General features: G+C 71.6%; 9 protein-coding genes. 5 read left to right on the top strand and 4 right to left on the bottom strand.

Annotated features, from left to right (window positions below; translation table 11 throughout):
* Positions 1-409: 409 nt before the first annotated feature.
* On the top strand, positions 410-676 hold the full coding sequence (locus tag ABZU43_RS09775; RefSeq protein ID WP_355006071.1) for a hypothetical protein: 267 nt from the start codon (positions 410-412) through the stop codon (positions 674-676).
* 26 nt (positions 677-702) lie between these two features.
* On the opposite strand, the gene ABZU43_RS09770 is transcribed toward ABZU43_RS09775, so the two are convergent.
* Complete coding sequence (locus ABZU43_RS09770; RefSeq protein WP_355006070.1) at positions 703-2,520, bottom strand: VanW family protein; 1,818 nt, start codon at positions 2,518-2,520, stop codon at positions 703-705.
* Between the two features lie 183 nt (positions 2,521-2,703).
* On the opposite strand from ABZU43_RS09770, the gene nudC reads away from it, so the two are divergent.
* Complete coding sequence (nudC, locus tag ABZU43_RS09765; protein WP_355006069.1) at positions 2,704-3,621, top strand: NAD(+) diphosphatase; 918 nt, start codon at positions 2,704-2,706, stop codon at positions 3,619-3,621.
* On the opposite strand, the gene ABZU43_RS09760 is transcribed toward nudC, so the two are convergent.
* Positions 3,518-4,786, bottom strand: a complete 1,269-nt coding sequence (locus ABZU43_RS09760) for a polysaccharide biosynthesis protein (RefSeq protein ID WP_355006097.1) — start codon at positions 4,784-4,786, stop codon at positions 3,518-3,520. The genes nudC and ABZU43_RS09760 overlap by 104 nt on opposite strands.
* Before the next feature lie 77 nt (positions 4,787-4,863).
* Positions 4,864-9,225 (bottom strand): alpha-(1->3)-arabinofuranosyltransferase, encoded by a 4,362-nt coding sequence (locus ABZU43_RS09755; RefSeq protein WP_355006068.1) that lies wholly within the window; start codon positions 9,223-9,225, stop codon positions 4,864-4,866.
* 161 nt (positions 9,226-9,386) lie between these two features.
* On the opposite strand from ABZU43_RS09755, the gene ABZU43_RS09750 reads away from it, so the two are divergent.
* The 3 genes from ABZU43_RS09750 to ABZU43_RS09740 are packed head-to-tail and all read left to right on the top strand — an operon-like array spanning position 9,387 to position 13,210.
* A complete protein-coding gene (locus ABZU43_RS09750) occupies positions 9,387-11,270 on the top strand; it encodes a hypothetical protein (protein WP_355006067.1) in 1,884 nt (627 codons plus the stop codon).
* Positions 11,271-12,980 (top strand): hypothetical protein, encoded by a 1,710-nt coding sequence (locus tag ABZU43_RS09745; RefSeq protein ID WP_355006066.1) that lies wholly within the window; start codon positions 11,271-11,273, stop codon positions 12,978-12,980.
* 35 nt (positions 12,981-13,015) lie between these two features.
* Positions 13,016-13,210, top strand: a complete 195-nt coding sequence (locus ABZU43_RS09740; protein WP_124858362.1) for a hypothetical protein — start codon at positions 13,016-13,018, stop codon at positions 13,208-13,210.
* Here ABZU43_RS09740 and ABZU43_RS09735 read toward each other — a convergent pair.
* On the bottom strand, positions 13,195-14,373 hold the full coding sequence (locus tag ABZU43_RS09735; protein ID WP_355006096.1) for a glycosyltransferase family 4 protein: 1,179 nt from the start codon (positions 14,371-14,373) through the stop codon (positions 13,195-13,197). The two genes, ABZU43_RS09740 and ABZU43_RS09735, sit on opposite strands and share 16 nt — an antisense overlap.
* Positions 14,374-14,388: the final 15 nt, after the last annotated feature.

Below are 14,388 nucleotides of genomic sequence, written 5' to 3'. Positions count from 1 at the left end.
ACGCCGCCGGACAATCTTCCAGAGAAGCCCACCCCATCAGGGGTGGGCTTCTCTGCGTCTCCGCCCCCTTTTTTGTGGGTCATCGGTCTCCCCTGCCCAAGGTCACGCTTGATCCTGGTTGTAGTGGCCTCACGGCGTGTGGATACCACTACATCCAGGATGTTGCACGATCTTGCGGGTGGAGCTCAGGTGAGGGGTCGCGAGGATTGCAATGCCGACCAGAGAGGACGACGTGAGCAGTCAGTACATCGTCATCACCGGGGGACCCGGAGCCGGCAAAACCACGCTGATCGAGAGGCTGCGGCTTGCCGGCTACGCCAGCAACACACCGCAACCCTCGACCACCGATCTCTTTGAATCGCCTCGCCCAGGCTGCCTTGAGTTACGAGAATTCTCTTAGGCTCGGCCTGTGGATGAGGTCCTGATATTTGTGGTGTTCGTGGGCTGCGTGGCGGCGGTCCTGGGCATCCTCTGGTGGCTCGCGTCACGGGTTCGTCGCCGTGGCATCGGCGGCGAGGTCATGGGTCCGTTCGAGGAGATGTGGCACCCCGCGGCGCACCGGTTCCGGGCCGAGATCCGGGTGCAGGAGAGTCGCGCTGTGCCGATGCCCTCACAGGCCGGCAAGCGCAACGAGCACGACGACAATGCCGCCGAGCTGACCCGAGACCTGAGCTGACCCCAGACTCCAGCCGGACCCGGGCTTCAGGAGGGCTTCGGCCCGCAGACGTAGCGGGGCTCCGCGTCGTAGCGCCAGGTGAACTTCTCCCGCTTGACCACCGCGCCGCCCTTCTTGATGACCCGGAAGGCGTCCTGGGTGAAGCCGTTGATGCCGTTGGTCTCGATGCACGAGGGGCCGGGAGTCAGGTGGATCTGCTTCGGCGTGGTGATGTTGCGGCGAGGCCCGTACTCGGTCTTCACGCTGTCGTAGATCTTCGTGCTCCAGATCGACACGGTGATCGTGCTCGACGTGTACGACGTGTCGATGAGCACGCCGTACTCGGTGTTGTTGCGGAACTTGAAGTCCAGATTCGGCCAGAAGATTGTCGACTCGATGACCGCCGGGTACCTGTCGAACCAGTACGAGTGCGGCTTGTGCTCGACGTCCTCCAGGCCGGCGTAGTAGGTGGCGTTGAACAGCGTGGTGGTGAACTGCGAGGTGCCGCCGCCGACGCCCGGCACCAGCTTGCCGTCGAGGATGACGGGTGCGTCCCGGTAGCCCTGGGCGTAGCCGCGTTCGCCGGTGTGCCCGTTGAGCGAGAACGTCTTCCCTGGCAGTACGACAGTGCCGTCCACCTTCCTCGCGATGGTCGCGATGTTCTGGCTGCGCGACGAGGCCATGCCGCCGGTGAACCGGGTGGTGAAGGTCGACACCCGCTCCTTGATGCCCAGCCCGGCGAGCTTCTCCCCGGTCAGTTGCGGCGGCGTCGGCTTCAACTCGCCGGTCACCTCGCGGCCGTCCGCCTTCGGCAGCACGGCCAGCAGGTCTCGACCGAGGGCTGCCGTGTCCAGCTGCTGCCCGGCTTTCCCCTCCTTGGCGGTCGGCCGGCCACCGGTGATCGTCATCGTGGCGTCCTTCGGCGGCACCTCGATGGCGGTCAGCTTGTCGCCGAGCGCCGCCCGCAGCCGCTTGACGTCCACCGAGGGGGTGAGCTTGCCGGTCTTGTCGGCACCGAACCGGAGGCTCTTCGCGATCGCGGCGGGCGGGATCGTCACCTGGCCCTTGTTCGTCCGCAGGGTGACCGGTGCGGCGACCGCCGGCTTCGCCAGCTCGCTGACCATCCGGTCCAACTCCTCGGCGGTGGTCGCCGGGTGGGTCTCCACCAGGGGAACGGTGACCGGGGCGCCGGCCAACCAGCCGGTGCGGACCACCTCGGCGGAACGCTCCGGGTTCAGAGCCAGCCCGGGCTTGGGCTGGACGACCTTCGGCGTGGTGCCCTGATAGGTGATCGCCGGCATCGTCATGCCCTGGGCCTGGTCGCCGAGCACCTTACGGAGCGCGTCGTCCAACCGGCCCTCGTCGACGGTCACCACGGGTTCGACGGTGCGGGAGCCGACCAACCGGCTGACCGGGTGCGCGTCGGCCTCGGCGGCTGCCGCGACGGTCGCCGGCACGTCGACGGTCAGCCCCACGTCGGCGGGGTTGATCTCGGCGGTGCGCCCGTCGACGGTGACCTTCAGTGGTGTGGCCAGCGCTGCCGCCCGCCGGTCCAGCTCCGCCCGCAACTCCCGGTCGGCGTCCGCGCGGCTCCGGCCGCCCAGTTCGGTGCCGAGCACGCTGGTGCCACGGGGAACGTCACCGGCGTACGCCCAGGCGCCGGCACCCGCCACGGCGGCGAGGACGCCGCCGGTGATGCCCGCGGCGAGCAGCATGCGCACCCGACGCGGCCGGCGCGGGCCGCCGTCCGGCTCGCCGGGGGCGGCTGTGGTGACCGGCTCAGGTCCGTCCGGCCAGGTGACCGCGGTGACCTGCACGGTGGGCCGGTCGTCGGCGGGTGGACTGTTTTCGCCGTACAGCGTCACTGCAACCTCGATCGCCAGGGTGCCGCGGGAGGTCCTCCCTCCCGGAGGCACCTACGGTAACGAATGCGCGGCCGTCCTCGTCGGCTGCGCCCAGCAGGCGCTGCTACCGCGTGTCGTTCGGTGTGTCGCATCGGCCCCGGGGGCGGTGCCGACGGCCGATCATCGACGTGGCACGGTGACCGGGTGGGCACTGCCGAGCGGGTGTTGGCGTACGGGGGCGGATCGCTGGACCGGGCGGGACCGTTGCGCACCGATCCGACGCGGTTGGGCGCGCTGCTCACCGGGTCGACCGCCGTGTTGTTGCCGATGTGGCGGGACCGTTGTCTCGTCGACGGGCACGGGCCGGTCCGGCTCAGCGCGGAACGCGCGGCACTGGTCCGGTCCGCCGCCGGCGAGACCGTCTTCCTGGGGCTCGACGGGGAGGCCGCCGTTTTCGCCGCGGACCTCTCGGCGCTACCCGAGCAGTCCGCCGTCGAGATGGCCGGTGCGGTGCGGTCCGTCGACGTGCGGGCACTGGTCGGGCGGCTCGAACCCGGCGACGCGACCGTCCTGGCGTACGCCAGGGGTTTGTTGCACTGGCACCGGCAGCAGCGATTCTGCGGGACGTGCGGCGCGCCGGCCGTCGCCGGCGGTGGCGGGCACCTGCGGACCTGCACCGGCACGGACTGCGGACGTCTGCTGTTCCCCCGGATCGAGCCGGCCATCATCGTGTTGGTCGAGGCACCCGGTCGGTCGGGGCGCTGTCTGCTGGCCCGGCACGCGGGCGCGGCCGAGGACGCGTACTCGACGCTGGCCGGCTTCGTCGAGATCGGCGAGAGCCTGGAGGACGCGGTCCGTCGGGAGATGGGTGAGGAGGCGGGCGTGACCGTCACCGACGTGACCTACCAGGGGTCACAGGCGTGGCCGTTCCCCGCCGGCCTGATGGTGGGCTTCCGGGCCACCGCCACCTCCGACGAGGTACGCGTGGACGGCGAGGAGTTGCTGGAGGCGCGCTGGTTCACCCGGGCGGAGCTGCGGGACCGGGCGGCCTCGGGTCGCCCGCTCGGTCGGGTGGACTCGATCGACCACCGACTGCTGACGGACTGGCTGGCGGAGGGCTAGTCGGGTCGGCCGCCGGAACCGGGGCGGGCCGACGGGCCGTCACCGCCATCAGCGCGGTGGTGCCGATGGCCGTGCCCAGGGCCGCGACGAGGAGGCCGGGGACGGTGTGGGGCCGGAGGGTCGCGGTGACGGCCACCAGGCCGGCCACGCCCAGCCACAGCGGTGCCGCCGCCCAGCGCGCGCCGGCCGCGAGGCGGTCGTTGAGCAGCACGAACGTCACCGCGTAGAGCGCACCGACCGCCGCGAAGAGGGGCGCGTACCGGCCCAGGTGGTCGTAGTCGGGCCCACCGGCGAGGCGGAAGGCGAGCCCCCCGGCGAGCGTCGAGGCGAGGACGAGCACCACGCCACACCCGCCTGTCACCGCGAGCGCGATCGTTCGGCTGCGCCGGTCACCGCGGGCCAGCCTCGGTAGGGCGAGGACGGCGGCGACCTGCGGTGCCCAGAGCGCGCCCTTGCTCAGGACGGTGCCGACCGAGTACGCCCCGGAATCCGACGGGGACAGCAGTTGCCGGGACAACAGCAGGTCGGCGTAGGAGACGACGAGCATCGCCAGTGTCGCACCGCAGCCGGCAACGACCTGAGCGACGGTCAGCCGTGGGGCGGTGGACGACCGTTGCGGCTCGCGGGCGAGTCGGGCCAGCACCGCAGGGGTGAGGGCGGCGGTCAACGCGCCGACCGCCAGCGCGCCGGTCGGTCCCGTGCCGAGCAGCAATCCGGCGATCACGCCGCCGTAGCGGCCGGCGGCGAGCACCGCCATCCCGATGGCGAGTCGTACGAAGCGTTGGCTTCCCTGCAACTCTCCGAGGGAGCGCGAGGAGAGCACGATCGCCGCGGTGGTGACCGCCAGCAGCGCGGGCATCTCGACCGGGAGATCCAGGGCGATGACCAGCAGTGGTGTCGCCGCGACGAGGGTTCCCGCGCACACTGCGGCGGTGACAGCGGTGAGCCGCCGAGTGTCCGATGCGCCGTGCCGGGCGCGGTGCACGGCGACGGCCAGTTGCAGGCCGAGCCCGGGCACACCGACGATGGCCACCAGACCGAGGGCGGCGGCGAGCACGCTGAGGTCGGCCGGGTCGAGCCGCCGGGCGGCCAGGACCGGCACCAGGTAGGCCAGGCCGTTGACCAGCACCCCGGCCAGGGTGATGCTGATCCCTGCGGCGCCCAGACCGTTGTTCCGTCGGCCCGGATCCTCCGTCTCCGCCGTCCGCTCCGTCTCCGCCGGACGGACGGGTCGCCGAGGGCTCACGTGACCTCCGAGAAGGTCGGATGCTGCCCGTCGGTCGGCCCCGCCGGGTCAGGTTCGGTCGGGTCCGGCTTGGCCAGGTCCGGGTTTGGCTCCTCCCCGACCAGCGCAGTCGCCGCAACGGCCGAGGTCACGGCGGTCGGCCTGGCCCGGCGTACGGGCCGCCGTCGGGCGGTGGTGGAGAGCCAGAGAGCGCCCAGGGCGACGACGATCATGAGTTGCAACAGGGCGTCGGTGTTGCGTTGCGTCGAATTGAGATAGAGCCACCCGGCGAGCAGGACGAGCACGCCGGGGAGCCACGTCTCGACGGCCCGGCTGATCGTCCTGGCCCGACGTGGGTCGGCTGGCCAGGGCAGGCGGCGTGGGCCGGGTACCGCCAGCATGAACCCCGCCGCGACCAGCAGTCCGCCGATGAAACCGCTCCACAACACCAGCGCGGCGGCACCGACGGCCAACAACGGCAGGGATCGGGTGACCCGACGACGGCCCCGCGGTACGGCGGTCGACGACGTGCGCCCGGTGGGCTGCCGGGCGGGCAGCACCGCGAGGAGGACCACCACCGCCAGCAGGATGCCGCCGAGCAGAAGGCCCGCCCGGTACGTCGTGTCCGGGGCGAAGCGGAGTACCACCTCCCCGGAGGTGCCAGCGGGAAGGATCCAGCCCTGCTGCCATCCGTCCACCACCAGCGGCTTCAGCGTCCGCCCGCCGATGGTCGCCTCCCAGCCGGTGTTGGTGTTCTCCCGCACGGCGAGTACGCGGTCGACGGGGTGATCGACCACCCGTACCCGTCGTTCGGTGGCTCCCCAGGAGCCCACCTCAACGGTGCCGGCGACCGCCGCCGGGGTCGGCGTGGGCGTCCGCGGCACCAGGGCGACCCGAGTCGGCGAGGCGAGCTTGCTCGGTGTGGTCACGAGGCGATGCTCCCCGCGGCCCAGGTCAAGCTGTCGGGGCGTGGCCCGCCCGCACGGCGTCACCGGCATCTCGCGCAGTTCCAGCAGGTCGCGGAGTGTGCCGCGGAGCGTGGTGGTCACCCGGGACGCGCCGATCTGCAGCGTCGGGCCCGACCCGCAGGCCAGCGTCAGGGGTGCGTCGAGGCGCGGTTTGACGATTGTCGCTCCGGGCAGCACGGTCACCTCGCCGACCGCGACGGGCAGCTTCTCCGGCAACCGCAGCTTGTACGGGTCCGTGCTCGTGGCGGACGGCTTGTCGAGGAACTGGATGGTGATTTCGTCGGTCCGCATCGGCGGGTCCAGGCGAAGGAACCCGTCGTCGCCGAGCAAGCTGCTTCGGAAACCGTCGTCGCCGACCACCCGCACACTGCCGAGGCGGGTGGCGGCTGTGCCGTCGTCGACGGAGAACCTGAGCCCGGTGATGGTCTGCGGCTTGAGCCACGTGAGGCGCAGGATCGGTGCCTCGTCGCTGACCGCCGGTGACCAACTGGTGGTCGGGTCCCCGTCGAGCGCGGCGCCGGCCCGACCGGTCGGGCCGGCAACGGCCGTTGAGGAGGCGCTGACCTGCGCGGCGAGGCGCAGCGGCTGTGCGTCGGCCACCAGCTTGTCGAGAGTGTTGTCCAGGTCCGGGCCGGCCGTCGGCCGCGCCCACAGCTTGGCGTCATACGCGCCGGCGGCGGGCAGGGTGAGGGTCCGGTCGATGATGGAGGCGTCCTCGGAACCGCGGACGGCGTCGGTGGAGCAGCGAGGGTGGCCGTCGACGGAGAAGCAGGCCGGCGTGGTGGGCGCCGCCGCCACGACGACGGTCGCCGGCCGGTCGGTGGCCGGTGCGGCGGGAAGGACGAGGGTCCGGCTGGTCTGGATGCCGGGAATCTTGATCTCGGCGATGCCGACCGACCTGTTGCCGAGCGAGCGGAGGTCGTACGCGTCGTCGATCGTGATCTGGACCGCGCGGGTGGCGTGGACGCCGGGTAGTTCGAAGACCATGTGATCGCTGAACTGTTCGATGGTGCGGCTCTCGTACCCGGCGGTGACGGTCACCTTCGTGGGCAGGGCGTCGGCTTTCACGTCGAACCAGACCTCGACCCGGGTGACCCGTGTCGGGTTGGCGAGGTCCACCTCGACCCACTGACGGTCGCTGGGCGAGTACGGCGCGGACTGCCAGGAGGTTTCGGGATTGCCGTCCATCGCCGCGTACGGCTGGTGCTCGGGGCGGGCGCCGCCGGGGGAGTCCACCTGCGAGCGGGCGGTCGACGCGCGGATCGCGCTGATGCCCTCGAAACGAGCGACGGTGGACTGCTGCGCTCCCCACTCGGGCAGGTAGTCGTGGGCGGGTGCCGTCACCTCGAAGGTGTCGTCGGCGGTGAGGGTCTGTGAGGCGTTGTCGCGCGCTCGGCCGAATGACACGTCCCGCCTGCGCAGCCCGTCGGTCATCGCGACCGGCCCGGCGACGCCGGCAGTCGCCGCATCGCCCGCCAGGACCGTTGGCGCCGCGCCGAGCTGCCCTGCCGCGGCGAGGTCGAGGAGCGATTCGGGGCCGCCCACCACGGTGGTCACGGCGTCACTGTCGTATGCGACGACCGGCTCGACCTGCCGGTCGACCCGGTAGACCTCCAACGCCCGGACCGGCACGTCGAGCCCCTGGTCGCGGAACTCGTCCGGGGACGAGGGCCCGCCGCGCAGGGGGCCGAAGGAGGTGACGCGGGTCAACCCGGGTGAGCGCTCCAGCGCCTGCCGGACCACTGCCGGGCGGGCCGTGTCGGAGCGGCCGTGGTCAAGGTCGGCGCGGAACAGGACGTGGCTGATCCCGGACCGGGCGAGCAGGTCGGCCAGCCCGGTCGAGCCGGAGCCGGTCGCGAGTGTCGACTCGATCGCGTCCAGCAGCCGGATCGTGGTCGGTGGGGTGAAGGGGATGGCGTTGCGTACCGCCCACCTGCTGTTCAGCAGCGGCTGGGCGATCTCATCGGTGGTGTTGCCCCAGTCGTACGAGGGGAAACGCGCCCCGGGTACGACGAGCACCCGCCCGCGCCCGGTGTTCGCGTCGAGCCAGTCGGTGGCCTCATTCCAGTAGCCGGGCACCGCCTTGACGCCGGCTGGCGTGGCGAGACCGCCGGCAAGCGCGGGCGTGGCAACCGCCGTGACGGCGACCATGGCCACGCCGGCCGTGAGCCAGGCGCGCGCGACCGTTCGTGGGCGATGCTGCTCGGGCGCGGTGCGTGCCGCGCGGACGGCCAGGCCGATCAGGTGCGCCATGCCCAGGGCCAGGGGCAGGCGGAGCAGGACGTCGAACTTGTGCACGTTGCGCAGGGGTGCGCCGACGCCGTCGAGGAACTCCCGCTGCGGCCCGGCGAGGATGTTCGGCAGGTCACCGACGTGCCCGAGACCGACGAGCGCGACGCCGAGCACCAGACCGGTGATGAGGAACCGGCGGTGCGGCATCCCCCGTCGGGACAGCCCGAGCACACCGAGGGCGGCGACCACCAGGGTGGCGGCGACCAGTAGCGCCTCGTTGGCGAGTCGTGCGCCGGCCGGAAGGATCGACCCGAACGGGGAGGCCAGGTAGGCGAGCCAGTAGGAGGCGCCGCGGAGCGTCGTCACCGCGTCGGTGACGCTGGTCGTGTTCCGGGCGGTCTCGATGTAGTCCAGGAAGGGTGGGCTGTACCGCCCCAGAACGAGCAGCGGAATCAACCACCACGCCGTGGCCAGCGCCACCGCGCCACACCAGGCGGCGATGGCGGTGACGCGGCGGCGTACGGGTTGGAGGGTGGCGAGCCAGAGCAGGGCGAGTGGCACTACCGCGGCCACGGCTGTGGCGTTGACTCCACCGGCGCAGGCGACGGCGACGGCCGACCCGGCGACGGCGCGCCGCAGGGGGGTGCCGCGGGCGAGGCCCACCAGCGGGATGAGTACCCAGGGGGCGATGGCGCTGGGCCAGGACTCCACCGAGGCGTAGCCGAGCTGGGTGAGGATGCGGGGTGACAGCGCGAAGGCGACACCGGCGATCATGCGTCCGGCGGGCGTGCCGATGCCGAGCCTGCCCGCCAGCCGTACCACTCCCAGGTAGGCGACACAGAAGATCAGCGCCCACCACAGCCGCTGGACCACCCACGGCGCGAGGCCGAGTTCCGATCCGAGCAGGAAGAACGGGCCCATCGGCCAGAGATATCCGTATGCCTGGTTCTGTAGCTGACCGAACGTGCCGGTGGGGTCCCAGAGGTGCAGCGAGCGGAGCAGCCAGCCGGCCGGGTTGACGCTCAGGTCGACCTTGGTGTCGGGAACGACCTGACCCGGGGCCTGCTGGAATGCGAGGGCGGTCAGCGCGATGCAGATGACCAGGTGCCGGAACCGTCGGGCCGTGTGCCGGCTTCGACTGGACGCCGGGGCGGCGTCACTGGTCACCTCTGCACGCATTTCGGCTCCTGTCTTCACCGGCCGGACGCGCACCTGCAGCCGACGACTGTCGCGCGACGTTATCCGGACCGGGCACGGACGGGCGACCAGGGGCGCTGCGGTGGCGTTATCGGGAGAACGGCCGTCCCCACGGCGTGTAAGCGTGTGGCAGGCTGCCGACCATGTCAATGCCAGAAGCTGAGGCCGAGACGCGTCCGGAACGCGTCGCGTCCGATGGCGACCGGCCGGGGCCGGTCGGCCGATGGTTCCGTGCCGACCGCGTCCGCGCGGTAGCGATCGCCCTCATCGTCGTGTCCGTCGCGTGGCGCGCCGGCCTTGCCACCCGTGGCTGGTTCTCGCAGGACGAGTTCGTCATCGCTGCCCAGGTCCTCGACACCCGGTTGGACGCGGACTTCCTCCTGCGTACCTTCAACAACCACCTCATGCCCGGCGGCCTGCTGGTGGCGTGGGCGATGGTGCGGGTGGCGGGCTTTGTCACCTGGCCCTGGGTGGTGCTGCTGGCGGTCGGCCAGGCGGCGATCGGGTTCGCCGTCTACCGGTTGCTGCGCCATCTGCTCCGGCCGGGCTGGGGGCTGCTCATCCCGCTGTGCCTGTTCGTGTTCAGCCCGCTGACGCTCGAGGTTTCCTCGCTGTGGCTGGTCGGGCTGCTCGTGATGCCGATGCAGTTGGCCCTGGTCATGGCGGCGACGGCCCAGGTCTGGTACGTGCGGACCGGCCGGCTGCGGCACCTCGTGGCGGTCGTCCTGTGGGTGGTGTTCGGCCTTCTCTTCGACACCAAGTCCCTGCTGATCGTGCCGCTGCTGTTCCTGCTGACCGTCTTCCTCTTCACGTCGGGCGGCGCCTGGCGCAGCCTGGTGACGACGGTCCGCCGACACTGGCCGGCGTGGCTGGTGCTCGGTGCGCTCTCGGGGGCGTACCTGGCGTTCTATCTGACCCGTCCCGCCCGCGAGTTGGACGAGCCCACATCCGTCGGTCAGGTCCTCAAATTCCTCGGTGACCTGGTCGGCGAAACCGTCGTTCCGGGTCTGCTCGGTGGCCCCTGGCGGTGGGCGTACGCCGGTGACGGTCCTCCGGCCGTGAACCCGTACGACATCGCCAAGTGGCTGTCCTGGGCGGTGCTGGGGGCTCTCATCGTGGTCACCGCGCGGCGGCGCCCGTCGGCCCGGCGGGCCTGGCTGCTGCTCGCGTGCTACCTCGGGCTGGTCGCCGCGCTCTTCGCCGTGACCCGCCTCGGTGGGCCGCTCGGCTCGTTCGTGGGCATCATCCCCCGGTACGTCGCCGACGTGGTGCTGGTCGCCGCGATCTGTGTCGGCGCGGCCCTGTTGGGGACGAAGGACGCCGATGAGGAGGACGTGTCCGCGTGGCCGGTGCCGACCGTTCTGCGGGAGCCGGGTGCCTTCGCGGTCGGCCTGGTCTCGATAATCGTCGTCCTGGCCACCATCGGGGTGGGCACGCTGTGGAGCACGGCCCGTTTCGGGGACAACTGGAGCACCAAGTACGGACGGGACTACCTCGCGACGACGCAGATCGAGCTTGCCGCCGCGGCGCCGGGCACCGTCTTCCTGGAAACCACAGTCCCGGACCGCGTCATCGCCGGCTATTTCTGGCCGGACAATCTCCAGTCGCACTTCTTCCGCCCGGCCGAGCGTCGGCCCACCTTCGTGGAGGAGGCCGAGAAACCGTTCATGTTCGACGACTTCGGCCGGATTCGTTCGGTCGTGGTTCAGGGGCGGAAGGTCGTGCCCGGCACGGTGCCCGACTGTGGGCACCTGGCGGAGGGTGGTCAGCCCGCCCGGATCCCGTTGGACGGGTACCTGGAGGAGTGGCCGTACGCGATCCATTTCGGCTATGTCAGTTCGGGCGATTCGACGGCAATCTTCCGTCTCGGGGACAGCGTCCGGGTGATCACCCTGAAGCGCGGGCTGAACGACGTGTTCTTCCTGCTGGAGGGGGCTGGGGACGCCGTCGAGGTCACCGTGAGCACCTCGGGGGTCAGGGTGTGCACCCAACTGATCACCGTCGGCCGCGCGGTGCCGGCACCGTGAATGGTTGAGCAGACCACCGGCGTCGGGGCCCCACCGGTGCGGCGGGTGCGGGACGCGCTGCCGCTTTACGCAGTTGCGGCGGCTGTCACGGTGCTGGTGCTGGCCCCGCTCGCGGCACCCGGCTACGCGCTGCTGTACGACATGGTGTTCGTACCCCGGCAGCCGCTGAGTTGGGATCTCGTCGCCCCGGCGCAGACTCTGCCCCGGGCGGTGCCGATGGACGCACTGATGTCCCTGGTCACCCAGCTCGTACCGGGCTGGGCGGTGCAGCGGGTGGCGCTCGGTGGGGCGGTTCTCCTGGCCGCGGTCGGCGCCGGCCGTCTGGTGCCGACCGAACGGCTCGCGGTCCGATTGCTCGCAGCGGTGGCGTACGCGTGGACGCCCTACCTTGCCGAGCGGCTGCTGATCGGACAGTGGGGGCTGCTGCTCGCGTACGCCGCGCTGCCCTGGTTGGTCCGGGCGGCGCTGGACCTGCGAGCGGGTCGTGATGGCGCGCTCGCTCGGGTGGTGCTCGCCGCCGCTCCCGCCGCGATCACCCCGACCGGCGGGTTGATCGCGTTGGGCACGGTGGTCCTGCTGGTGTGGGACCGGACGCGCCTTCGCCGGTCGGCGCTCGTGGTGGGCGGCATCGCGTTACTCAACGCCCCCTGGGTGACCGCGGCCCTGGTCACCGGCGCCGGCGGGTCATCCGATCCGGCGGGGGTGTCGGCGTTCGCGGCGCGTTCGGAGAACTGGGCCGGTCCGCTGGTGGCGCTCGCGGGTACGGGTGGCGTCTGGAGCGCACAGGCGACCCCCTCCAGTCGCGCGGCACCGCTGGTGCCGCTGGCGACCCTGCTCCTGCTGATCCTGGCCGGTGTCGGTGCCGGTCTGCTGCGGCGTCGGCTGCCCCCGGGTGCGGCGGTGCGGCTGGCGGTGCTCGCTGGGATCGCCTGCCTTCTCGCTGCCCTCGGGGTGCTCCCCGGCGGGGCCGCCGCGTTGCGCTGGGCGGTGGTGCATCTGCCGGGTGCGGGGCTGCTTCGAGACGGCCAGAAGTTCCTGGCCCCGTACGCCCTGCTGCTGGTGGTGTGTGCCGCGTTGGGAGCCGAGCGGCTGGTGGCCAGGATCGACCGGGAGGTGGCGGGGGTGGTTCTGGTCGGCCTGCTGCTCCTGCCGGTGGCCGTCATGCCGGACCTTGCCTTCGGCGGTGCCGGCCGGCTTCGTCCGGTGAGCTATCCGGCGGACTGGCAGGTGGTCGCCGAGCGGGTGGCCGGCGAGCCGGGGGAGATCCTCGCGCTGCCGCTGTCCGCCTACCGGGCCTATCCGTGGAACCCGGGACGTGTCGTCCTGGATCCGTTGCCGCGCTATCTACCGGGGACGGTGCTGACCGACGACACACTGCGGGTCGGCGATGTCGCGGTGGCCGGGGAGAATCCACGGCTCCGCGAGGTGCGCCGGGTGTTGGCCGAAGGGCGGCCCGTCTCGGCCACCGGCGTGCGCTGGGTGGTGGTGCATCACCAACTGCCCAGCGAGGTCGACCCTGCGACCCTTCGTGATCTCGAAGCCGTTCACGAGGGACCGTCTCTCACCCTCTACCGAAATCCCGCTGTTCCTCCGGAATCGAACCCCCCTGGACGAGGTGCGTGGGCAGTCGTGATGGCGCTCGGCGCTGCCCTTCTGGTGGTCACGGCTGCCGCCATTTCGGCACTACACCGGCGCCCTACTGCGTGGTAACGTCCGCTCGCACGTCTCGCCATTGGAGGATTGGCATGCGTAGAGCTCTGACCCTGGTCGTCTCCGGCATGGTGGCGGCGTTGCTGGGGATCCTGGCCCTCGGCGGGCTCTCGGCCGCCGCGACCGCCACCGACAAAGAGGCGGCCAACGAGGCCAAGAGTGTTTCGGAAGCGGCCAAGCGTGCCGGAAAGAAGGACCCGTACGCCCCCGTGGTCTACGGCGACAGGTAGGACGGCTCGCCCCGCTGCTGCACTGGGCGGGGCGACTCCACACCGTTCAGCAGGTCCGCGAAGTGCCCGCCCGCGGCCTGCCAGGTGAAGCTCGCCGCGTGCTCCCGGGCCTGCGCCCCCATCTCCCGCCGCATTTCGTCCTCGTGCAGAAGTGTGCGCACCTTCGCCAGGTAATCGTCGATGTCATCGGCCAGCAGGCCGGTACGCCCGTCCACGACAGCTTCGGCGACCCCACCCGCTTCCCGGAACGCGACCGTTGGCGTGCCCGCGGAACCCGCCTCGACAATCGTCAGGCCCCAGCCCTCCTTGAGTGACGGGGTCAGGGCGACCCAGGCAGAGGCGAGCAGAGCGGCTTTTTCCTCCTCCGTCACGAAGCCCCGGAAATCCACCCGCTCGGTGATGTCCAGCTCTGCGGCGAGCTCGCGCAGGTGCGACTCCCACCAGCCCTGGCCGGCGACGACCAGCCGCAGCTGAGGCAACTCGTCGGCGAGGGCCGCGACCGCCCGCAACGCCACCTCGACCCGCTTGTGTGGCACCAGCCGATTCAGCGTCACGAGCAGCGGGAACGGCGCCCGCTCGGCGTCGGTGCGGGGCAGCGCCGGGGTGCCGTTGTGCACCACGGCGACCTGCTCCGGCGGTACTCCCAGCACGGCCAGTTCTCTACGGGTGGCCTCGGAGACGGTGACGTATCGGCACCGCCGGTAGACGCGCACGGCGAGCGACGACTCGACCCACCAGCCGAACCGGGCGGCCCACTGCGGAAGGACCACCGGCCACTGCTCGCGATGCACGTGGTGGATCAGCTTGACCACCGGGCGCCGTGTCCACAGCGGGGAGAGGAACGGCAACCCGTTGCAGACGTCGACCAGGATGTCGGGCCGGCCGCCCCGGCGGCTCGACATTGGGCCCACGCCCACTGCGCCGGCCAGGTAGCAGAGCGCCGCCCAGAGGTAGACGGTGTGTCTGCCGCCGCGCCGCACCAGCCGGACGCCTGCCTCGTTGACCTCGTCGCCGGGTGCCTCGCTGTGGGCGGCGCAGAAGAGGGTGGCGCGGAAACCGCGCGACACCAACTCGGCGGCGATCCGTTCCACGTACACCTCGGAACCGCCACCCTCGGGGTTACGGGTGTCTCGCCAGTTGAGGAACAGCACGTGTCCGGGCATGCCGAAGCGACGCTC

This window comes from Micromonospora sp. NPDC005205 (assembly GCF_040608275.1).
In the GTDB taxonomy this organism is placed as follows: Bacteria; Actinomycetota; Actinomycetes; order Mycobacteriales; family Micromonosporaceae; genus Micromonospora.
This window is presented reverse-complemented; position numbering and strand designations above follow the sequence as displayed.